Origin of the sequence: Enterobacter sp. CC120223-11 (assembly GCF_900215375.1) — a bacterium.
Classification (GTDB): domain Bacteria; phylum Pseudomonadota; class Gammaproteobacteria; order Enterobacterales; family Enterobacteriaceae; genus Scandinavium.
In genome coordinates, this window is record NZ_OBEF01000003.1 from 13,745 (window position 1) to 36,322 (window position 22,578).

Consider the following 22,578-nt stretch of genomic DNA (forward strand, 5'->3'; position numbering starts at 1 on the left):
AGGGTATCTGCTTTGTGATTAAAACTTCCTCATTTCAGCTCGCACAACTATTTTTACACCGCCCTCTCGACAGCAGGAAAAAATTCAGGTTATTTTCGTGAATGCCACACAGGTGGCAGCGTCGCTCGGACGGTCCGGGCGCTCACGTTATCCGAGGAATTTATGGCTGAGTTCAAACCTGAACGCCGTTTTACCCGCATCGACAGGCTTCCCCCTTACGTATTCAACATCACCGCTGAACTGAAGATGGCTGCGCGTCGGCGCGGCGAAGACATCATCGACTTCAGTATGGGTAACCCTGACGGTGCCACACCGCCGCACATTGTTGAAAAACTGGTTACCGTGGCCCAGCGCCCGGACACCCACGGCTATTCCACCTCTCGCGGTATTCCACGCCTGCGCCGCGCAATATCGCGCTGGTATCAGGAACGCTACGACGTGGAGATCGATCCGGAAAGCGAAGCCATCGTCACCATCGGCTCAAAAGAGGGGCTCGCGCATTTAATGCTGGCGACGCTCGATCATGGCGACACCGTTTTGGTGCCGAATCCAAGCTACCCCATTCACATCTACGGCGCGGTCATTGCCGGGGCACAGGTACGCTCGGTGCCGCTGGTGGAGGGCGTTGATTTCTTTAATGAACTCGAACGCGCTATCCGTGAAAGCTACCCGAAACCGAAGATGATGATCCTCGGCTTCCCGTCGAACCCGACCGCGCAGTGCGTCGAGTTGGATTTCTTCGAGAAAGTGGTGGAGCTTGCGAAGCGCTACGACGTGCTGGTGGTTCACGATCTGGCCTATGCCGATATCGTTTACGACGGCTGGAAAGCGCCGTCCATTATGCAGGTGCCCGGGGCGAAGGACGTGGCGGTGGAGTTTTTCACCCTCTCCAAAAGCTACAATATGGCAGGCTGGCGTATCGGCTTTATGGTTGGCAACCCGGAGCTGGTCAGTGCGCTGGCGCGTATCAAAAGCTATCATGATTACGGCACCTTCACACCGCTGCAGGTGGCGGCCATCGCTGCACTGGAAGGCGATCAGCAGTGCGTGCGCGATATCGCCGCGCAGTATAAACGCCGCCGCGACGTGCTGGTAAAAGGCCTGCACGAAGCGGGATGGATGGTGGAGATGCCGAAGGCGTCGATGTACGTCTGGGCGAAGATACCTGAGCAGTACGCCGCCATGGGCTCGCTGGAGTTTGCGAAGAAAATGCTGCATGACGCGAAAGTCTGCGTCTCGCCGGGGATTGGTTTCGGCGATTACGGTGACACACACGTACGCTTTGCGCTGATTGAAAACCGTGACCGCATCCGCCAGGCCATTCGCGGTATCAAAGCGATGTTCCGCGCAGACGGCTTGCTGCCAGCGGCGAGCAAAGCGGCGACGGAAGACGCTGAGTAATATCAATTGCCCGGCGGCACTTCGTTTGCGCGGGCCTACAAAATCCATTTCTTTTCGTAGGCCGGGTCAGCGTCAGCGCCACCCGGCAGCTACACCCAGAAATGCAAACAGGAGCCAAAAGGCTCCTGTTTTTTAACTGCATGCTCAGGGCTAAATCATCAGGGCGAAGGTGCCGGCCCAGACGATGACCATAAAAGAGATGCCCATAATAAAGTATTTCACGTCACATCACTCCGCGTATGTTTTGATACGCCCTAATGAAAACTATCCTGACTGAGTATAGAGAGCTGACACCGCCTCAGATAAAACTGGGATTTGTCCTGTTTTACCCTTCGGCATCACCTCAGAATGCTGAGCTTCATGTGCTCCAGACGGCGCTAATGTACGCTTAAAAATGAGGGGTGACAAGCATGATTTTTTTATTAATTTTTAGTTACTTACGAGTGTCGTGGAACGGCGACACATTAGTTTCGGCCTGCAATAAATCCCTTTCTGGCGACGTTAAAAAATGCGGCAAACTGAGCGGTAGTACCGCATTGAAATTATAGGGTTTTTACGCGAAGCGAAGAAAGTGAGCCAGCAAAAAGGATGCTGGCTCAGCAGAGAAAAGCGACTAACGGTATTGCAGAATGCCCTGAGCCGCAGGCAGATAACGCAGAGAGAACCAGACCACGTCTTTGCCACAGCGGGAAGTTTGGGCCAGCTGGGCCGCCATTTGTTTGGCTGCCATGGGCTGCGCGCTAAACGTTTTGCCTGGCGTCACGTCAAAAACCTCATACACGGTGCCGCGAGCGGGCGACGTGGCGTGACAGCCTGCTGCCGCGTCCAGATACAGCTGACGCTGGGTCGGGTTCAGCGTTTTGACGCCCAGACCATCCTGCACCCACACGCCGATCCGCAGTTTTTCAATCTCAGCGATCATCGCGGCATAGCCTTCAGGCGTCATGTTGCCCGCAAAGAAGCTGCTGATATACACCGGTTTGTTGTCGTGTTTTGCCAACAGTTGGCGCGTGTCGCTGAGCCAGGCAAGCAGTTCGACACGCCTCTCCGGGCTGCGCCAGTTCAGATCGTCGATTTCCGCACTCAGGTACCAGCCGTCAGGCCGAAAGTCAGGCGAGTCCGACCAGCGTTTTGCCTGCTGCAAATCGGCCACGCGCAGGCGACCAAGATAGTGCTTCAGCGCGGCAGCTGACTGCTTCTGGCGGGAGAAAAACTCCGGGTCGGCATTGAGGCCAACGATCACCTTCAGTCCTGCTGATTGCGCGGCGGCGGCCCGCTGCCTGAGCTGCTGGCTGCCGTTTTCATCGGCAAAAGCGGTGCCGTACTGCGTCCATTGCAGCACCAGCGTATCGAATCCCTGGCGATGCAGCTTCTGCATCAGCGTCGACCACTGTTCAGCAGAAACGCCGCTGTCGCGTAGCTGCGGCTGCCAGAACACGGCTTTCATGGCGTTCGCCCAGGGGCTTGCCAGCAGCGCCAGCAGCAAAAGGTGGCGTAGTTTCAGCATTACCAGTGCACTCCCACGGTGAAGAAGGCGTTATTGCGGTCACCGCCTTCCTGATTGATAGCTTTAAAGGTGCGCTGATACTCAAGGCCGAGGCTCACCTTGTGCGGCCAGGCGTTGTACTGCGATTCACCGGTCCAGATATTCCAACGCACGCCGATGCCGCCGAGCTGGTTGGCCTGGGTTTCTTTATCGCGATAGCCGTTAGCCTGCACGTGCGCGTAAGGCTCTATCGTCTGATTACGGGCAACCTTCTGATGCCAGCTGGCGCGGTAATCCGCCGTCCAGGCCTGATTGTCCTGACGCACGTACTGCGCGGCATCGAGATAGAGATTCTGCGCGAACCAGCCGCGGCCGTTCGGGTGCCATTCGTCGCTGAACCTGCCATTGTTGAGGAACGATGCGCTGGCGCGCAGCATGGTATCGGTTTCGCCGTGATGATGGTCGAGCGCGAACTGCTCTTCAACGGCGAAGAACAGGGTGTAATCATGCAGCGGCTTCCAGCGAAGGCCCGTGCCGAGCATCGGGTTTTTTACCGGCAGCATCACGCCACTGTCGCCGGTGTCGGCGAACAGTCTGCTGTACACCGAGAGCATATCGCCGTTAACCAGCATATTGCGGCCAATACGGTATTCAGCCTCAAGCTGGCCGTAGCTGCGATAGCTTTGCCCCGGCGCCGCGCCGCCCACTTGCGAACTGGAGGCGCTTCGTGCGCCGCTGCGCAGGCCAATCGATGAATCGAAGTTGAAGGTCCAGCGACGGCCGATATCTTCATGCAGACGCCGGACGTCAAAACGCTCCTGATTTTGCTTCGGTGTCAGCGGCGCTACTTCCGCTTCCGCATCCAGCTCATCCACCACCTGACGCGCATACAGCTGCGTCTGAGGAATATTGCCGAGACGCTCGTTGGCATACATCAGTTGGCGAATCAGCTGTGGATCGTCAGGCGTGGCCTTCAGCGCTTTTTCTAATGCATCACGGGAGAGGGCATACTGACGATTGCTCCACAGCGCGTAACCCAGTGCGGCCTGCGTGGCGGCGTTATCCGGCTCGATGAGCAACGCCTGACGCAAATCGGCAATGGCTTCTGGCGTGCGCTTTTGCTCCCGGTAAAGCGAGGCACGAGAGGTCAGGGCGCGTACCGTCGGCCCGGCTTCAATGGCGCGATTCAGGTCAGCAAGCGCTAACTCTGGCTGCGCGGGCAGATAACGCTTGGCGTGCAGCCACAGCCAGCTTTCGCTGTTGTCCAGCCCACGCTTTTGCGCTTCATCGATCCAGCTATCGCGTGCGACGCTGTCCCCTGCCGCCTGTGCGGTGTTGGCCGCCGCCATCACGTCTTCATCGCTCATCTGAGCGACGGGCACGGATTTCCATGCGCGCATCGCGGTAGCGTAATCCTCCACCGCATAGGCCTGATAAGCCACGGCCCGGTGCTGATAAATATCGGGCTGACGTTGCGCAGCCTGCTGGTCCGCATAAAGCGCCAGGCCCGGAAGATCGGGACGATAGCAGTTTGCCAGACGACTCCAGGCTTCAGCGTTGTAGTGGGCAGACATGTCGCCAAGCAGTTGACGTGTGGCCTGGCAATCGGCACCTGCAAGCTGGCTTTGCAGCAGGCGCAGGTTTGCGGTCGCCAGCGGCGCACGCAGTTTCGCCATCTGCGCCGGGGTGGCTGCGTCCGGGTAGCGGTTCAGCAGCCCGGCCAGGCGCTGCATCAGCTTTTCTGTTTCCTGAGCGGCACCGGCAAACGGGTAGCGCGAAAGCAGCAGAGTGGTGGCTTCGCGGCTTTTCCCGTTTTGTATCAACTGCCAACTGAGCTGATCGAGCAGTGCGAGGCTATGAGGCGAGCGCTGATACATCTGCCGCGACAGCTTCAGTCTTTCGGCATCGTTGTGGGTGGCGGTGCTCAGGGCGTAGCGTTCCGCCAGCATTTCATCCGCCGGAACCTGGTTAAGAATATGGCGTGCTGTGGCGTAATCTTTTGCTTTCAGGGCGGCCGGGAATGCGGTTCCGGCCATGTACCGCTGGTTCGCGGCAAACTGCGGCTGATACTGTTTCAAGGCCTGTTCCGGCGCACGTGTACGGGAGATCAGATACAGCCAGCCCTGTTCCTGCTCGGCAGACTCAAATTTTGGCTGATGCCCGGCCAGGTAGCGCCCAAGCGCGGCGTTGTCGTTACGCGTTGCCAGTGAGCCTGCCCATGCCAGCTGATAGTCCGGGCGGAGAAACAGACCTCTGGCCTGAAGCGTTTCCAGACGTGCATCCATCTGCCCGGCCAGCAGTACCTCAAACCACTGTTTTTTCTCTGTGGCGTTCAACGTCTTGCGATCGCTTTTACGCTCAAAGAGATCATCGGCCATTGCCCAGTTTTTGTCGTAAATGGCCCGTTGCAGCACGCCGTTTTCCAGGGCCAGGCCTTCACCCGTGTGTGACAATACCGGATCAGCAAGCTGCGCCCTGGCAATGGAGAGCTGTTTCAGACGCAGGGCGTTCTGGCCCGTTTCACTGCGACACTCCACGGTGGGGGCCGCATCGCAGGCTTTTTGCTGGGCCAGCAGCTGTTCGACGTTTGTCACCGGCGTGGTTTTACGCGGAATAGCGGCCAGCTGGCCTAGTAGCCGCGTGTCGCGGGGATGCTTAGCAAGTTGCTCTTTCAGCAACTGCCTTGCCTGATCGTCATGGCCAAAATGGCGCAAAGCTTCGGCCAGATAGAGCGTTAGCGGCACACTGTCCGGCGCCCGATCGTGGATATGGCGAAATTCTTTCAGCGCCGTTTGTTCATCATTTTGCTTCTGTGCGCGCAGGGCCTTTTCCAGATGCGGATAAATCACAAAGTGGCGGTAGTTGCTGAGATCGAGATCGGCGGCGCTGGTCCCGATGGCCTGAGGCTGTGCCAGCGCGCTGCTGCTCAGCATGGTGCCAATCAGCAGGCTAATGGCCGTGAGGGTGAACTCCCTTTTCATGCGGCTTGCTCCTGCTCTTGCTCCAGTTCTGCCAGTTGGGCGTCGGTAATGCCTGTGCTTTTCAGCAGGGCGGGCATGGAAAGCTGTAATTTCTGCTGAAGCTTCAGAACCTGGTCGAGCGTTTCCTGCGTGACTACGCCTTCTGACACTAAAAACTCTCCCAGCGGCTTTTCGCTTCTTTCGTGGCGCAGCAGCAGGGCACTCATGGCGGAGTTATTGATGTGACCAAGTGACGTGAGCACTTCGGCAAACAGCAGCTGGCGCGGCACAAACTGCTGCCACAGCGCGCTTACCTGTTCAGCGTCAAGCCAGCCTTTTTTCTGCGCCGCATTTAGCAGCGCGCGATCGTCCATGCGACGATGGCGGGCGTACCAGTAGCGAAGCCCGGTCACGACCTGGCCACGAGGCACAATGACGTAGCGCACCGTACAGCCCATTTTGCGCTCCAGTGCTGCCAGCGAAACGGGATCAATGCCGTCCTCACTGGCGACTGTCAGCACCTTACCTTGTTTGCGGATCGGTAATACGGCATAGCGCAGGGCAATGGCGGCGGGCATGGCGTCGATTAATGCACTGTCAATCTCCCAGGCATCAATGGATTCCATCTTCACGCCGCTCTGTTCAGCCAGTGCGGCGGCGAGTTGTTCGGCAGTGATCAGCCCCTGCATCAACAGAGAACCGCCGAGACGTAAGCCAATGACGCGTTCGGTCAGCGCCTGCTCCAGCTGTGCTTCGGTTAAAATGTTCTGCTCAATCAGGATCTGCCCCAGCGGACGCAGTGCGCGGTTAATGCCGGTGACGCTCGGAAAGTCATGGGTGGTTTTATCCCAGGCCACGCGGCGCGGATCGCCATGCTGAATGACCTGACGCAGCGCGCGCCAGTTAGCCATGAAGTTAATCAGGTTGCCCCAGAAAAGACGCAAAATCGAAAGCAGACCCTGGGCGAGGCCGTAATAGACCGTCACGAAAATCACGCGCTGGAGAATACGGTTCGCCATCAGCGCAAAGTTGCACCACAGCAGCGTCACCAGCCACGGGCCGCCGGTGAAGATGGAGAGAAATTGCCAGGCGTCCGGCCAGATGCGCTGATAAATCAGCAGCAAAACCAGCTGGATCATGATGATCATCGCAAAGAAGCTCAGGAAGTTACTGATGGCGCCTTTGCGGTCGCGCCAGAGGAAATAGTTGAGCTTTGGGCTCTGGGTCCAGCGGTGGGTTTTGAATCCCTGGAATACGATGCCGATTATCCAGCGCGACTTCTGACGCATGGCGGTGGTAAAAGTGTCCGGGAAATATTCGCGTACGCAAATCACCGATGAAGAACGCTTACGCTGTAAAAACCGCCGTGGTTTGCTGGCCTGTTCGGCCTCTTTCACCACCGGGAAGCGGACAAATATCTCCGTCATCCCTTTGGCCTTCAGGCGAAAGCCGATGTCGTAGTCTTCGGTCAGACTCTGGACGTCGAAAGCGATGCCATCACCGTCCGCCAGCAGTGCCATCACTGCCCGACGGCTAAAGCAAGTACCCACGCCCGCGCTGGGGACCTGGCCTGCGATAGCTTCCCGAACGGGCACGTCTTTTCCGTGCAGCTCGGCGAATTCATCGATATAGGACATGCTGGTGAAGTGGTGCCATTCGCGCTCGAACGGATAAACCGGAATTTGAATAAGGTCTTTTCTGTCGACCAGATAATTAAACAGACGCAGCTCCATCGGCGAAATAACATCTTCAGCATCGTGGAGAATAAAGCCTGCGAAGGTGAAATTGGCGCTGCGCTCAAATTGAGTAATCGCATCAAGAATATTATTCAGGCAGTCGGCTTTGCTGGTGGGGCCGGGGCGGGCGCAGACTACTTTATGAACGTTTGGAAAGCGCGCGCAAACTTCATCCACGTCGCGCTGCGTATCCGGATCGTTCGGATAGGTGCCGACAAAAATGTGGTAGTTTTCATAATCCAGTGTCATGGCGGCAAGTTCAGCCATGTTGCCAATGACCCCGGTTTCATTCCAGGCGGGCACCATAATGGCGAGAGGCTTTTCGTCAGGCTTGTAAAGCTGCTGATAATCCATGTGCTGATGGCGGCGGTACACCGTCAGGGCGCGAACCGTTCGGCGGAACCAGTAGATGATGTCGATGAACAGATCGTCCAGGCCACTGATAAGCATCATAATGGCTAAAGCGATCGCGACCACCTTGAGTCCATACAGATACGTAGAAAAGACATCCACGAACCAATCCATCATTGTTATCCCTAAAATTAAATCGCGCGGATAATACCATATTGGTATGTTTATTTCATGATCGATTGATTGTGTGAATGTGTTGTTGTGGAAATGTAACCTGCGAGAAATCATATTTCCGCGTTATTTTTCTTAGGGGCTTAGCAGGCTTTCGTTAATTTAATGGGGGTGTGCTATGGGGGTAATTAAAGCAAGGAGAAGAAAATAAAATAAGGCTGATAATAATTTCAGGGTAATAATAAGGTCTAATCAGCCCATATTGACATGGGCTGTCGTGGCTTAGAATTGATACTTGTACGAGAGCTTAAAGCGTTTTTCCGCGTCATCAATATAGGTATTGTTGTCCTGAATATAGGTAAAACCACTTATGGAGTTGTGTTTGTCGAAAGAATAGCCCAGGCCCAGTCCGCCGAAGTAGCCTTTATAGTTTTCGCCATCATCGTTTTTTGAACCATAGGTCACACCGGCAAAACTCAGCAGGCGCAGACTCGGGGTCAAGGGCTTGAGCACGAATGCGCCGAGGTAGCCGCTGCTGCCCGAAGTATCCATTGCGGTAAAGCCATTCTCTTCAGAGGGATCGCCTGAAAAACCGGACTCGGTGCAGGCCCGATGCTGGTTTTTATCACAAACAATTTGATCGCCGGTGTTGTAGGTGTACCCGGCCATCGGGAAGATCTGGAAACCAGCAGGCTCGAAGCCGAAATAGCTTAACGGAATAAAGGTGCCGACAGAGTAGTTCGTCTGGGAGGCACCGTTAGGGTATTCGTTCTTACCAAAGTTGAAGTTCAGAATACCGACCGGAAACAGCCAGGAACCACCCACACGCCACTCGCTGGCATCGCTGTTCACTTTGACGTTCATTTTCCGTGCTTCGTCGAAAGCGAGTGAGCCTGAAAAATCGACATTGCTGTCGTTCATATCATAGTTATCAGACCATGCCACACCCACTTTCGTGGTGACTTTGGTCGGGTCGTCGTCGGATTTTTGTTGGTTGGTTTTGACAATGCCCGCCTGGGCAAAGGCGAGAGGCGGGAGCAGGCTCAGGCAGAGAACTAAAAGGGAAGGCGGTCGAAGAGTCATGCGGTATCCAGAAGTTAAAAAGTAAAAGCCCGGGATCTTACATCGGACAATGACCAGGACGCAGGTTTAAATTTAAATATAGGTTTAATATTGGATTTGTTGGGCATGACGGGGGAGGAATGGTGTCCCCTGCAGGAATCGAATAACTGTCTAATTTTATGATATTATTGGTTTTATTTTTATCATAAATATCTGGTACCAGCAAAAATACCATCAAGGGCCGTCAGAATGATGATTTTGGGCAAAGCAGGAATGTAATCCAGGAATGGCAAGACATCATATAGCCGACACTATGCTGTATGAGGCATTGAGCTGTTAATATAGCCGCCCCGAGCATGAAGCTGCGTGTGATGGAGTGATATGACTAGTAATCATTGGCTGGACCAAATGACTGAGTGGCTCAACGAAGCCCGACAGACGCACCAAAATCGCAACAAAAAAGATGCTGTTGAGTTTAATGTCTTTCGGTATATCACTGCTGACGAAAATGGTCTTTCACGCATCCTGGCTGACTTGCTCGACGTGCGCGGTGTTCATGGTCAACAAGCTCTCTTTCTCAGCACCTTTCTGGATTTGATTGGGAAAACCTTATGGGATGCAACGTCTTGTCGGTTTGTTGAGTGTGAACAGCAGACTGATGCCCTGGGCACTAAACGTCGAATTGATATCGTCGTACAAGGGGGTCGATGGACACTTGGTATAGAGAACAAACCCAGTGCCGCCGATCAACCCAATCAGGTTTTGGACTATCTCCACGAGCTAAGGAAGCGCCGCAGCGTACTAAACGAAACGCTACTGATTTACCTGACTCCTGAAGGGAGCAAGCCAACCCCGTTTAGTATTGATGTACACCAATGTGACGCCGCGCTTCAGTCTGGTGAGCTTGTTCTCCTGTCATATCAAAGCCTCGTCGTTTGGCTTGAAGGACTGTGCAAAAATGATGATATACCTTACCGCTTGCGAGTCTTTCTATTCGATTTGCAGCGTTTTATTTCGGTGAATGTGCTGAATTGCAGAGAGGGAAAGGTTGTGGATGTTTTGTTAGACAAAATCTTTACTGACGAATCAACGCTGGATACTACGTTAAGTCTACTAAGCCTGCAAAATAGCATTTATCAAACGCTGACGAAAAAAGCGACTGCAGATTTGATTCCACCAGCAGGCTGGGAGGTATGTCGAAAATTATATCCAGATTACGGGATTGGATTGCGTCCACCAGAGGCCATTGGCTGGCACTACTGTATCGAACCTGCCAAAGGGAGTTATCAGGATTGGAGTTACGGCATCAAGCTGGATGATGCTTCGAATACTACCGAATCAGCCTTGCTGGCTGCGCAACAACTCAAAATAGATTTCCCAACAGGGGCGAAAGCGAGTGCCTGGTGGCCATGGTGGCGTAGCTTTAATGGATATTTGCCGCATGACCTTGACCCCATTGAATACAGAGATTGGCTTTCGAGTAATCGTGCATGGCTTGAAATGAACAATGGTGAGTTCTCCAGGCGCTGTGTCGATTTGTTTGTTCGGTTACATGAGTCGGTTAGCCGTAGATGTGGTTCTAACGAATAATGGTTTTCCAGTCGTTGCCCAAAACCTCGTTTCAGGTCATTACGTAACGCACTAATCTGTGTAAAATCAGAGCTAACCCAATATCGTGGAGTGCTCTGCTATGGCTGGCATAAACAAAGCTCATTTGACTGAAACGGACATCATTACCAAATTCATCCTGCCAGCGGTTAAAGATGCAGGCTGGGACATGATGTCGCAAGTCCGTCAGGAAGTGAAACTCCGCGATGGTAAGATTGTGGTTCGTGGCAAACTGGCCTCGCGTATCAAAGTTAAGTCTGCTGACATTGTGCTCTACCACAAACCGAATTTGCCACTGGCGGTGATAGAAGCCAAAGCCAATCAGCACGCCATCAGCAAAGGGATGCAGCAAGGTCTGGACTACGCCAGCCTGCTTGATGTTCCCTTTGTGTTTGCGACCAATGGCGACGGTTTTGTTTTCCACGATAAAACCAACCCGCAGCAGCTTGAATCAGAAATAACCCTCAGTGATTTTCCAGCCCCCGAACAGCTTTGGCAGAAATACTGCGTCTGGAAAGGGTTTACTCAGGAACAGCTGCCCGTTATCAGCCAGGATTACTTCGATGATGCCAGTGGAAAATCCCCTCGTTATTATCAGATGCAGGCGATCAACCGAACGGTAGATGCTGTATCAGCGGGTAAGAATCGCATTTTGCTGGTGATGGCAACCGGTACGGGCAAAACCTACACCGCATTCCAGATAATCTGGCGGCTGTGGAAAGCGAAAAACAAAAAACGCATTCTGTTTCTCGCTGACCGAAATATTCTGGTCGATCAGACCAAACGTAATGACTTCAAGCCATTTGGTTCAGCGATGACCAAAGTTACCGGGCGTACAGTTGACCCCGCTTATGAAGTACACCTGGCGCTGTACCAGGCGATCACCGGGCCAGAAGAACATCAAAAAGCCTATAAGCAGGTTGCACCGGATTTCTTTGATCTGATAGTCATCGACGAATGCCACCGTGGCAGCGCCTCTGAAGATTCTGCCTGGCGTGAGATCCTGGAATATTTTGGCAGTGCCACTCAGATTGGCCTGACGGCAACGCCGAAAGAAACCGAAGAAGTCTCCAGCACTGATTACTTTGGTGATCCGGTTTATACCTATTCCCTGAAAGAAGGCATTGAAGATGGCTTCCTGGCTCCGTACAAAGTGGTGCGCGTCGATATCGACGTCGATGTGCAGGGATGGCGACCGGTTAAGGGTCAGTTAGATAAATACGGCGAAGAGATTGAAGACCGAATCTACAACCTGAAAGATTTTGACCGCACGATGGTGATTGATGAACGCACCATGCTGGTGGCGCAGACCATCACCGACTACTTGAAACGTACCAACCCGATGGATAAAACCATCGTCTTCTGCAACGACATCGACCACGCAGCCCGTATGCGCCAGGCCTTGGTGGTGCTCAACCCGGAACAGGTGCTGAAGAACGAAAAGTACGTAATGAAAATCACCGGCGATGACGATATCGGCAAGGCGCAGCTGGATAACTTTATTGACCCCAAAAAAGCCTACCCGGTTATCGCGACAACCTCTGAGCTGATGAGTACCGGTGTCGATGCGCAAACCTGCAAGTTGGTGGTACTGGACCAGAACATTCAGTCGATGACCAAATTCAAACAAATCATCGGGCGCGGCACGCGTATCAACGAAAAGCACGGCAAGCTGTGGTTCACCATTCTCGACTTCAAAAAAGCGACAGAGCTGTTTGCCGACCCACGCTTTGATGGCTTGCCAGAAAAAGTGCTGGTGGTAAAACCTGACGACATTTCGGACCCGGCGTCTGATTTTAATGATCAGCTTGATGCGGAAGATAACGTGGATGGCGATGATAACGTCGTCAATGAAGCGCGGGAAGAAGGCGCGGAATACAAAGTTAATCGTGACCCGCTAAATGGAAATGGTGAATTCCATGACGATGACGAAAACAAAGTCCGCAAATTCTATGTGAATGGTGTGGACGTTAAAGTGTTGGCGAAGCGCGTTCAATACTACGATGCCGACGGTAAACTGGTGACTGAATCCTTCCAGGATTACACCCGTAAAACAATGCTCAAAGACAGTGAATATGCGTCTCTGGATAGCTTCGTGCGTAAATGGCAGGAAACGCCACGCAAGCAGGTGATCATTGAAGAGCTGGAACAACTGGGGATCCTGTGGGATGTGCTGGCCGAAGAGGTGGGAAAAGATCTCGATCCGTTTGATCTGCTCTGCCACGTAGTGTACGGTCAGCCGCCGTTGACGCGCCATGAGCGTGCCGCCAACGTGCGTAAACGTAATTACTTCATCAAATATGCCGAACCCGCGCAGCAGGTGCTCAACACGCTGCTGGATAAATACGCTGATGAAGGCGTGAGGGAAATCGAAGATGTGCAGGTGTTGAAGCTGAAACCCTTTGATTCGCTGGGGCGTCCGATTGAAATCATCAAAACCCGCTTTGGTGACAAACAGGCTTATGAGCAGGCAGTGAATGAACTGGAAAACAAAATCTACCAGCTACCGCCGCGCTTCGCCTGATACAGCATAAATTTATTGCCACCGGCTGCGTCTGCTGTCGGTGGCATCCTTTTTTAAGAACGGAATAACACCATGTCAATTAGCTCAGTCATTAAATCCCTTCAGGACATCATGCGTAAAGATGCAGGTGTGGACGGCGATGCCCAGCGTCTGGGGCAGCTTTCATGGCTGCTGTTCTTGAAGATTTTTGATACTCAGGAAGAAGAACTGGAGCTGGAGCAGGATAACTACAGCCTTCCCATCCCAGAACGCTATCTGTGGCGTACCTGGGCGGCGAACAGCGAAGGGATTACCGGCGATGCGCTGCTGGAATTCGTCAACGACGACCTGTTCCCAAAACTGAAGAACATGACCGCACCAATCGACACTAACCCTCGTGGTTACGTGGTCAAGCAGGCTTTCAGCGATGCCTACAACTATATGAAAAACGGCACGTTGCTGCGTCAGGTAATCAACAAACTTAACGAAATCGATTTCAGTAGTAGTCAGGAACGTCATCTATTTGGCGATATCTACGAGCAGATCCTGCGCGACCTCCAAAGCGCTGGTAACGCTGGTGAGTTCTATACCCCGCGTGCGGTAACACGCTTTATGGTTAATCGTATAGATCCGAAACTGGGCGAGTCGATTATGGATCCAGCCTGCGGCACCGGCGGCTTTCTCGCCTGCGCGTTCGATCATGTGAAAGAGCAATACGTTAAAACGACAGAAGACCATAAAACGCTGCAACAGCAGATCTATGGCGTGGAGAAAAAGCAGCTGCCGCACCTGCTGTGTACCACCAATATGCTGCTGCACGGCATTGAAGTGCCGGTGCAAATCCGTCACGACAACACGCTGAATAAGCCGCTGTCCTCCTGGGATGAACAGCTGGACGTGATCATCACCAACCCACCGTTTGGCGGCACCGAAGAAGACGGCATTGAGAAAAACTTCCCGGCAGAGATGCAGACTCGTGAAACCGCCGATCTGTTCCTGCAGCTGATTATCGAAGTGCTGGCCGACAAAGGCCGCGCGGCGGTGGTGTTGCCGGACGGTACGCTGTTTGGTGAGGGCGTAAAAACCAAAATCAAAAAGCTGCTCACCGAAGAATGCAACCTGCACACCATCGTGCGTTTGCCAAACGGCGTGTTTAACCCGTACACCGGTATCAAAACCAATATTTTGTTCTTCACCAAAGGGCAGCCAACCAAAGATGTGTGGTTCTATGAGCACCCGTACCCGGATGGGGTGAAGAACTACAGCAAAACCAAACCGATGAAGTTTGAAGAGTTCCAGACCGAAATCGACTGGTGGGGCAACGAAGCTGATGGTTTTGCCAGCCGTGAAGAGAACAACCAGGCGTGGAAAGTCAGCATCGGCGACATCATTGCCCGCAACTTTAACCTTGATATCAAGAACCCGTATCAGGGCGAAACCGTCAGCCACGATCCGGACGAATTACTGGCGCAGTACCAGACACAACAGGCTGAAATCAGCGAGCTGCGTAATCAGCTGCGCGATATTCTCGGGGCCGCGCTGGCATGTAACAAGGGGGCGAACTGATGACCGTTGAGAAGCTTATCACCGACCATATAGATATCTGGTCTTCCGCGCTGCAAACCCGCTCCATGGCCGGGCGTGGCAGTAACGGCAAAATCGACCTCTATGGCATTAAGAAACTGCGCGAGCTGATTCTGGAACTGGCGGTGCGTGGCAAACTTGTGCCGCAAGACCCGAATGATGAACCGGCGTCTGAGTTATTGAAACGTATTGCTGTCGAGAAAGCGGAGCTGGTGAAGCAGGGGAAAATTAAAAAGCAGAAGCCGCTGCCGGAAATTAGCGAGGATGAGAAGCCATTTGAGTTGCCGGTGGGGTGGGAGTGGGTACGTCTTGCAGAGGCATTTGATGTACGGGATGGAACACATGATACTCCTAAATATCAAATTTCAGGTTACCCGCTGGTAACTAGTAAAAATCTATCTTCAGGAAGACTTGATTTAAGTGATATAAAATACATTAGTGAAGAAGATTATAAAAAAATAAATGAGCGTTCATTTGTAGAACGTGGTGATGTTCTTTTTGCAATGATTGGCAGCATTGGAAACCCTGTAGTCATTGATATTGATGATGAATTTTCCATTAAAAATGTCGCATTATTTAAATACTATAAAAAAGAACTCTCTCAGCCATATTTTCTAAAAAACGTACTTGAAGCACTCTCAGTAAACCTTAAAATCGCCTCATCTGGTGGAGTACAACCATTTGTTTCACTTGGCGCTCTTAGAAATATAGTTATTGCATTTCCTCCTTTAGAAGAACAAAGGAGGATAATGATGAAGTTGTCGGAATTAATGTCCCTCTGCGACCAACTGGAACAGCAATCCCTGTCCAGTCTGGATGCCCACCAGCAATTGGTAGAAACCCTTCTGGCAACGCTAACTGATAGCCAAAATGCCGAAGAACTCGCCGAAAACTGGGCGCGAATCAGTCAACACTTCGACGCGCTGTTTACCACCGAAGCGAGTATCGACACGCTGAAGCAAACCATTCTGCAACTGGCGGTAATGGGTAAACTTGTGCCGCAAGATCCAAGCGACGAACCCGCTTCTGAACTGCTTAAACGTATTGAGCAGGAAAAAGCGCAACTGGTGAAAGAAGGAAAAATAAAAAAACAAAAACCGTTGCCGCCAGTGAGTGAAGAAGAAAAAAATGTTGTGCTGCCAAATGGATGGATACAGGCACGAGTGGATGATGTTTTTAATATTATTGTGGATTGTCCTCACTCAACGGCTAAGTTTGTAGAAAAGGGGGTGTTATGTATTGACACTAATACATTTAAAAATGGCAGGTTAATTAATGATAAATTCCGTTTTGTTTCATATGATACTTATAAAGAACGTGTTTTGAGACTGGAGCCTATAGCTGGAGATATTGTTTTTGCGCGAGAAGGAAGTGTTGGTGAGTCAGTTGTCATTCCGGATGATTTAAAGTGTTGTCTTGGTCAGCGAGTTATGTTGTTGCGCCCATCCCCAAAAATGAATTCAGAATTATTAAGATATTTATTGTCGTCCAAAAAAACTTTAGAGGAATTGTTGTCACTTCATAAGGGCATTGGTGCAAAGCATGTAAATGTAAAAGATATAAAAAAACATGTTATTGCATTACCGCCAGAAAATGAGCAAAACAGGATCTTAGTTAAGATCAATGATATGTATGTTTTATGCGATCAACTCAAATCCCGTCTGCAATCCGCCCAGCGAACCCAACTCCACTTGGCGGATGCGCTCACAGAAGCAGCATTAAACTAAGGAACAGACGATGCCGGTTCATCATGCTATCTGGCAGGTAGGTGAGAATCCTCAGCCGCTGACCATCAGTAAGCTCGCCAGTGAAAAACTGCTGCAGAAGATGATTATTCAAGATCCGTCCATACTATCCGATCAGTGGATGATTATTGGTGAGGAGGTCAATACGCTCGACAGCGGGCGTATCGATTTGTTGGCTATCGCGCCGGATGCCTCGCTGATCCTGATTGAACTGAAACGTGATCGAACGCCGCGTGAGGTAGTCGCGCAGGCACTGGATTATGCCTCTTGGGTGGATGACTTAACCGCCGATCGCCTCTCGCAGATCTATGAAAAATTCTCTGGTGGCAATCTTGGTGACGCATTCAGACAGCGCTTCAACGCTGAACTCGAAGACGACGTTATCAACAAGTCACACCAAATAATCATCGTCGCGGCGGAGCTGGATCCCTCCACTGAACGCATCGTCGACTATCTGAGTAAATACGGAATCTCGATTAACGTGCTGTTCTTCAGGGTGTTCCAGCATGGAGATGAGCAGTTCTTAAGTCGCACCTGGCTTATCGACCCGAGTGAGACACAAACCAATGCCGCACAGGCTACTGCCACCGGCGCTAGTGCCAAAGAACCCTGGAACGGTGAGTTTTACGTTTCGTTTGGTGATCCACAAAGTCGGGTCTGGGAAGAGGCGCGTCGCTACGGTTTTATCAGCGCAGGTGGCGGAAGTTGGTATAGCCAGACTTTAAAGCAATTACAGCCAGGCAACCGCGTCTGGGTGAAAATTCCGGCAACAGGTTATGTCGGTGTCGGCATAGTACAGAGCGCCGTTGAACCTGCCAGTAGTTTTACGATCGACACCGATAACGGTGAAAAGCTGGCGATGGACGTACTCAAGTTTGGCGACTGGTATCGCGAAAATGCCGACGATCCCGACAAATCAGAATATTTTGTTCCTGTGAAATGGCTTGAAACCCGCAGTGAACAACAGGCGGTGAATGAGGTCGGGTTCTTTGGCAATCAGAACACAGTGTGTAAGCCTACCACGCCAAAATGGCGTCATACGGTTGATAAACTAAAGCGTAGCTTCTCCCGTTGGAACGCAGAGTGATCTGAGCAAAAGTATGTGTAAATCGTACCGGAGAAAAGTATGACCACAGCAACAATAGGACAGTTGGCGGTAGTGCAAAAACTCAAGAGCCTCGGGGCAAGCAATGTTGTCGCTCAGAAAGAAGGCAATAAACCGTTTATCACATTTATTGCCCCAAACGGTAAAACGTACAAAGTGACGACCAGAGCCAAAACGGCAGGAACCTGGCAAACATCAACCCGCTACGGAATTGAACGTGCTGTTGATAAAAATGGCAGTGAGTTTTGGGTATTTATAGATCTGGGCCGGGAGCCTAATGCTTTCTATATCACGCCGCTCTTCTGGATCATGAATGATATTCATCAGGCTCATCTGGATTATCTGGGTAAGCATGGCGGACACCGTGCACAAAATGATGAGTCAACACATCATGCCATTTCAGTGAAACGTATTGCTGGCTGGGAAGATTGTTGGGAGCAAATGGGATTTTAGTAGCAAAGGTTGTTGTAAATACATCTTTGATATGAGCGTGCCAGAAAGCTTCATGATGTCGTTCCCATTCTCCGGCAAGGATGCCAGCGAGAAATTTCCCAATCTGTACATCATCCGACCATTCCACTTGCTTTGAAGGTCTACAGCCATAAATGGCACCACTCAAGAGGCAATTGAAAACTGTGTAAGAGTGATGGTTGCTGAAAGGGTTGGTATTGCTGGTGTTATGAAACGAACTGAAGTGGTGTGAAATATCTCAATGGTGTCCCCTGCAGGAATCGAACCTGCAACTAGCCCTTAGGAGGGGCTCGTTATATCCATTTAACTAAGGGGACGAAGCGGCACGAGTATAGCGTTTTTTGGCAGTCAGGTTAAGCACATAGCTGACTGACTGCTCAAAGTGTCGCCGTCTCCCTTATTTTGTATCTTCACTTTCCTGTTGTTTCGCTTTGGCTTTTGCTTCGGCTTTTCGTTTGTTGCTCATATCGTTACGGATTTGGGCATGGCTCAGCAGGGCGAAAATAAAGGTGCCTCCACAGATGTTTCCGGCAAGGGTCGGCAGGGCGAAGGGCCAGAAGAAGTCGTGCCAGTGCAGGGTGCCGCTGAATACCAGGTAGAGAATTTCCACGGTGCCCACCACGATGTGGGTGGTGTCACCAAGCGCAATCAGCCAGGTCATCAGGATGATGACCACGATTTTCGCCGCGCCAGCGGCCGGGAACATCCAGACCATGGTGGCAATCAGCCAGCCGGAGATAATGGCGTTGGCGAACATCTCCGCTGGCGTATTTTTCATCACGTCCATGCCGATTTTGGTGAAGGCATCGCGAGTCGGTTCGTCAAAAATAGGCATGTATTCGAAAGCCCAGGCGGCAATGCCTGTCCCGACGATATTTCCGAGCAGCACCACGCCCCACAAGCGCATCAGCAGGCCAAAATTACTCAGCGTTGGGTTTTGCATCACCGGCAGCACGGCGGTGACGGTGTTCTCGGTGAAGAGCTGTTGGCGCGCCATAATCACGATGATAAAACCGAAGGTATAGCCCAGATTTTCCAGTAAAAACCCACCGGGCACGCCCTCAAGATGAACGTGAAAAATGCCTTTGCCCAGCAGCGATGCACCCATCGACAGTCCGGCGGCGATGGCGGACCACAGCAGCGCCATCGCATCGCGCTCCATCTCTTTTTCACCGTCCTGACGAATGTGCTCGTGAATAGCCATCGCCCGGGAGGGGAGACGATCTTCATCCACTTCAATCTTTTCACCGCGGTCTTTTTCGTCGCTTTCCACTTTCAGTTCTTCCGTATGGCGGTCGATTTTTTCGTCTTCAAGCTTGTCCATCCGGAATTACCTTCATCTGTTTACCTGCGGTAAAGCGTAGCGGGTTTTAGTGGCGGGTACCTCGCGCTAAACTCTTAATTTCGGCTTATGCCATCAATAGCGATACGTCTGTTTCAAAATATGTATAAAATCAGTATGAGCAGTGATTTATTTACAGGGAGACATTTATGAATTTTCGCCTGTCTGCGCTTGCGTTAAGCGCAACGCTGCTGGTGGGCTGTGCCAGCACGGGTGACCAGTCGCAAGGTCGTTCAGATCCGTTCGAAGGCTTCAACCGTACCATGTACGACTTCAACTTCAACGTCCTGGACCCGTACGTGCTGCGCCCAGTGGCTGTCGCCTGGCGTGACTACGTTCCGCAGCCTGCGCGTAACGGCATCGGTAACTTCACCGGTAACCTTGAAGAGCCAGCGATCATGGTAAACATGTTCCTGCAGGGCGATCCGTATCAGGGGATGGTGCACTTTACCCGTTTCTTCCTGAACACCCTTTTGGGGATGGGCGGCTTTATTGACGTCGCCGGTATGGCGAATCAGAAGTTGCAGCGCGTCCAGCCGCATCGTTTCGGCAGTACGCTGGGGCATTATGGTGTGGGCTATGGCCCGTATTTACAGCTTCCGTTCTACGGCAGCTTCACGCTGCGTGATGAAGGTGGCGACACGGCAGATACCCTGTATCCGGTGCTGTCATGGCTGACCTGGCCGATGTCTATCGGCAAATGGGCGGTGGAAGGTATTGAGACGCGTGCGCAGCTGCTCGATTCCGATGGCCTTCTGCGTCAGTCTTCCGATCCGTATATCATGGTGCGCGAGGCCTACTTCCAGCAGCACGATTTTATCGCCAACGGCGGCAAACTCAGCGCGGAAGAGAACCCGAATGCGAAGGCTATCGAAGGTGATTTGAAAGACATTGATTCGCAGTAATCCTTGTCGCATAAAGCAAAAAGGCCGCTAAGCGGCCTTTTTTAATGTCTGATAAGCACTTATCAGAAGCGGTAGTTGAAGTTGGAACCGAACAGCCACGCTTTACCATCAGAGCGGAATTTGTACGGGCCTTCTTCGATGGTCACGTTCTGACCGTGCATATAAGAAGCGCCAACGTCGATGGAAGCATCCTGGTTAAACGCATAGGTTGCCCCTGCGCTCAGCCACAGACGGTCCTGATCCGGGATGGAGATAGAGCGGTGATCGGCCGGAACCGGGCTGTCATCAAACGCGATACCGGTACGGAAGGTCCAGTTGTCGTCGTAGTAGTAAGTCGTACCCAGCGCCAGACGCCATGCGTCCTTGAAGCTCTCATCTTTATAGAACAGCGTCTGACCGTTCGAACCGTTCGCTTTCAGCTCCTGGAACTGACTCCAGCTGGTGTAGGTCGCGCTGTAGTGGATAGCCCACTGCGGTGCGACTTTGTTATAACCAGACAGCTCCCACATTTCCGGCAGGTTCAGGGTCAAAGAACCATCGACGGTGCGACCGTCGGTACCCGCTGGCAGGCCGAAGTTGCCGAGGATCTGGTTATAGGCAGACGGCAGGTCGCTCTTATATTCACCTTTGTCGAAGTCCACTTTGACTTCAGAACGGTATGTGAAGCCGTAGCGGTTATTTTTGTCCAGTTCATACAGGATACCGGCGTTCCAGCCGAAGCCCCAGTCGTCACCCTTCAGGCGAGCAATCTGAGTATCGGCAGGGATCTGCGCGACAGCACCAGCCAACTGCGGGTTAGAGTTCAGCGCACCAGAACCAGCAACAATCTGGCCCAGGTCGCCTGCATAACGCTCAATTTTCGCTTTAGCATAGACAGCATCAAAGCCGAGGCCGAAGCTCCATGCGCTGTTCAGGCGATATGCCGCGCTCAGGTTCAGGTTCGCGGTGGTCAGATCGGTTTTACCGCCCACGCTTCCCGCCGCGTAGTCGTTGTTGTATTCCGTTGCCAGGCCATAGTTAGAGGTGACAGATGCACCAAAACCAAATTGATCGTTAACAGGCATGACAAAGTGTAAGTTAGGTACCCAGGCAGTTGGCGCGATGTTATCGGCGCTGGTGCTCTTGCCTGTTGGCGATTTGCCGGAGATGTTGACGTCCGGATCAATGAACACGCCACCGATCGACATCTGCGGGCGGTCATACATCATGATCAGCGCCGGGTTGCGGCTGGCGTTACCCGGATCGTCGGCGATAGCGCCTTCACCGGAGTATGCACGGCCTAAGCCAGAAGCTGAGAATTCATTTAACTGGAAGCCTGCGGACCAGGCCTGGGAGGAGACAAGTGCCACTGCAACTGCGAGAGCAGATTTTGTAAAACGGGTTTTTTGGCTCATGACCATAACCTCAATTGAGTTATTTTTATGCAAAATTTGTTACATGCCGTAACAGAAGCGCGAAGTGTAGGGTCTGTGTTACGTCAGAGAAATCAGACCAGTGCCGAGAGTATAGGTCTGACCAGCTGGGATGTTGCAAGTTTGTTTATAAGTTTTTTCAAGTGTGATCGAAGAAACATGATCCACCTGGCAAAATTGGGGCCATAAGGGTTCACCTGAGCGGGTGAATTTTGTTTTAGATCATTTTTAGTTGTGATTTAGGTCACTTCCGGCCGCAGAAATAAATATCGACTGGAGACGCCAGGGGCAGGGGCGTAAAATAGACGCATTGTTTATCTGGCACCCTGAGTGCGAATACAGAGGAAATTTACGATGAGTAAAAAAAGTGCTGATGAAACCCCGGTTTGCTGCTGTATGGATGTTGGCACCATTATGGACAACACCGACTGCACCGCATCATACAGCCGCGTGTTCGCTACCCGTGCTGAAGCGGAACAAACTCTGGCGGCGCTGAGCGAAAGAGCGCGCGGTGTAGAATCCGATCCGTGCAAAATCGCCCCGACCTTTAAAGAAGTCGAAGGCGGCGTACAGCTGGATATCGATTTCGTTTTCTGCTGCGAAGCTGAAACCCTGATTTTCCAGCTCGGTCTGCGTTAATCCCTTCTCTTAAACGGTCCTGCCTGGCAGGGCCGTTTTCTTTTTTATCTCAATGTGTTTTGGCTCTCACTTTTCGGCTTCCCCGATTGGCTGGATG

Annotated in this window: 16 protein-coding genes and 1 tRNA gene; 9 read left to right on the top strand and 8 right to left on the bottom strand. The window is 52.1% G+C overall.

Annotated features, from left to right (window positions below; translation table 11 throughout):
• Positions 1-162: 162 nt before the first annotated feature.
• Positions 163-1,401, top strand: coding sequence for an alanine transaminase (gene alaC / locus CRO87_RS04230; protein ID WP_097161689.1), 1,239 nt, complete (start codon positions 163-165; stop codon positions 1,399-1,401).
• 150 nt (positions 1,402-1,551) lie between these two features.
• Here alaC and ypdK read toward each other — a convergent pair whose 3' ends face one another.
• From ypdK to CRO87_RS04250, 5 genes are all read right to left on the bottom strand, one after another.
• Positions 1,552-1,623 carry a membrane protein YpdK gene (ypdK, locus tag CRO87_RS22270; RefSeq protein WP_101706262.1) on the bottom strand — a complete coding sequence of 24 codons (72 nt, stop codon included), beginning with the start codon at positions 1,621-1,623 and terminating at the stop codon, positions 1,552-1,554.
• 391 nt (positions 1,624-2,014) lie between these two features.
• Positions 2,015-2,908 carry a DUF4434 family protein gene (locus CRO87_RS04235; protein WP_097161690.1) on the bottom strand — a complete coding sequence of 298 codons (894 nt, stop codon included), beginning with the start codon at positions 2,906-2,908 and terminating at the stop codon, positions 2,015-2,017.
• A complete protein-coding gene (locus CRO87_RS04240) occupies positions 2,908-5,868 on the bottom strand; it encodes a phage receptor (protein WP_097161691.1) in 2,961 nt (986 codons plus the stop codon). Before CRO87_RS04240 ends, CRO87_RS04235 begins: the two co-directional genes overlap by 1 nt.
• On the bottom strand, positions 5,865-8,108 hold the full coding sequence (gene nrfB, locus CRO87_RS04245) for a cyclic di-3',5'-guanylate-activated glycosyltransferase NrfB (protein ID WP_097161973.1): 2,244 nt from the start codon (positions 8,106-8,108) through the stop codon (positions 5,865-5,867). The genes CRO87_RS04240 and nrfB overlap by 4 nt, the downstream gene beginning before the upstream one ends.
• A 279-nt stretch (positions 8,109-8,387) precedes the next feature.
• Positions 8,388-9,188, bottom strand: coding sequence for a hypothetical protein (locus CRO87_RS04250; protein WP_097161692.1), 801 nt, complete (start codon positions 9,186-9,188; stop codon positions 8,388-8,390).
• A gap of 360 nt (positions 9,189-9,548) precedes the next feature.
• Here CRO87_RS04250 and CRO87_RS04255 point away from each other — a divergent pair, with 360 nt between their 5' ends.
• The 6 genes from CRO87_RS04255 (at position 9,549) to CRO87_RS04280 (ending at position 18,165) form a co-directional block, all read left to right on the top strand.
• A complete protein-coding gene (locus CRO87_RS04255) occupies positions 9,549-10,757 on the top strand; it encodes a PD-(D/E)XK nuclease family protein (protein ID WP_097161693.1) in 1,209 nt (402 codons plus the stop codon).
• A 100-nt stretch (positions 10,758-10,857) separates the two neighbouring features.
• Positions 10,858-13,299, top strand: a complete 2,442-nt coding sequence (gene hsdR, locus CRO87_RS04260; RefSeq protein ID WP_097161694.1) for an EcoAI/FtnUII family type I restriction enzme subunit R — start codon at positions 10,858-10,860, stop codon at positions 13,297-13,299.
• Between the two features lie 72 nt (positions 13,300-13,371).
• The gene (locus CRO87_RS04265) at positions 13,372-14,844 is read left to right on the top strand and encodes an N-6 DNA methylase (protein WP_097161695.1); all 1,473 of its coding nucleotides are present in this window, start codon (positions 13,372-13,374) and stop codon (positions 14,842-14,844) included.
• A complete protein-coding gene (locus tag CRO87_RS04270) occupies positions 14,844-16,589 on the top strand; it encodes a restriction endonuclease subunit S (protein ID WP_097161696.1) in 1,746 nt (581 codons plus the stop codon). Before CRO87_RS04265 ends, CRO87_RS04270 begins: the two co-directional genes overlap by 1 nt.
• Positions 16,590-16,599: 10 nt before the next feature.
• A complete protein-coding gene (locus CRO87_RS04275; RefSeq protein WP_097161697.1) occupies positions 16,600-17,694 on the top strand; it encodes an endonuclease NucS domain-containing protein in 1,095 nt (364 codons plus the stop codon).
• 39 nt (positions 17,695-17,733) lie between these two features.
• Positions 17,734-18,165 carry a hypothetical protein gene (locus tag CRO87_RS04280; RefSeq protein WP_097161698.1) on the top strand — a complete coding sequence of 144 codons (432 nt, stop codon included), beginning with the start codon at positions 17,734-17,736 and terminating at the stop codon, positions 18,163-18,165.
• 260 nt (positions 18,166-18,425) lie between these two features.
• Here CRO87_RS04280 and CRO87_RS04285 read toward each other — a convergent pair.
• Together CRO87_RS04285 and CRO87_RS04290 are read right to left on the bottom strand one after the other, a co-directional pair.
• Positions 18,426-18,500 (bottom strand) — tRNA-Arg (locus CRO87_RS04285).
• Positions 18,501-18,580: 80 nt separating this feature from the next.
• Positions 18,581-19,507 (bottom strand): formate/nitrite transporter family protein, encoded by a 927-nt coding sequence (locus CRO87_RS04290; RefSeq protein WP_097161699.1) that lies wholly within the window; start codon positions 19,505-19,507, stop codon positions 18,581-18,583.
• A gap of 167 nt (positions 19,508-19,674) precedes the next feature.
• Between CRO87_RS04290 and mlaA the strand changes: the two genes are divergently transcribed.
• Complete coding sequence (gene mlaA, locus CRO87_RS04295; RefSeq protein ID WP_097161700.1) at positions 19,675-20,430, top strand: phospholipid-binding lipoprotein MlaA; 756 nt, start codon at positions 19,675-19,677, stop codon at positions 20,428-20,430.
• Positions 20,431-20,492: 62 nt separating this feature from the next.
• On the opposite strand, the gene fadL is transcribed toward mlaA, so the two are convergent.
• The gene (gene fadL, locus CRO87_RS04300) at positions 20,493-21,824 is read right to left on the bottom strand and encodes a long-chain fatty acid transporter FadL (RefSeq protein ID WP_176504255.1); all 1,332 of its coding nucleotides are present in this window, start codon (positions 21,822-21,824) and stop codon (positions 20,493-20,495) included.
• Between the two features lie 372 nt (positions 21,825-22,196).
• Here fadL and CRO87_RS04305 point away from each other — a divergent pair, with 372 nt between their 5' ends.
• Positions 22,197-22,481 (top strand): YfcZ/YiiS family protein, encoded by a 285-nt coding sequence (locus tag CRO87_RS04305; protein ID WP_097161702.1) that lies wholly within the window; start codon positions 22,197-22,199, stop codon positions 22,479-22,481.
• Positions 22,482-22,578: the final 97 nt, after the last annotated feature.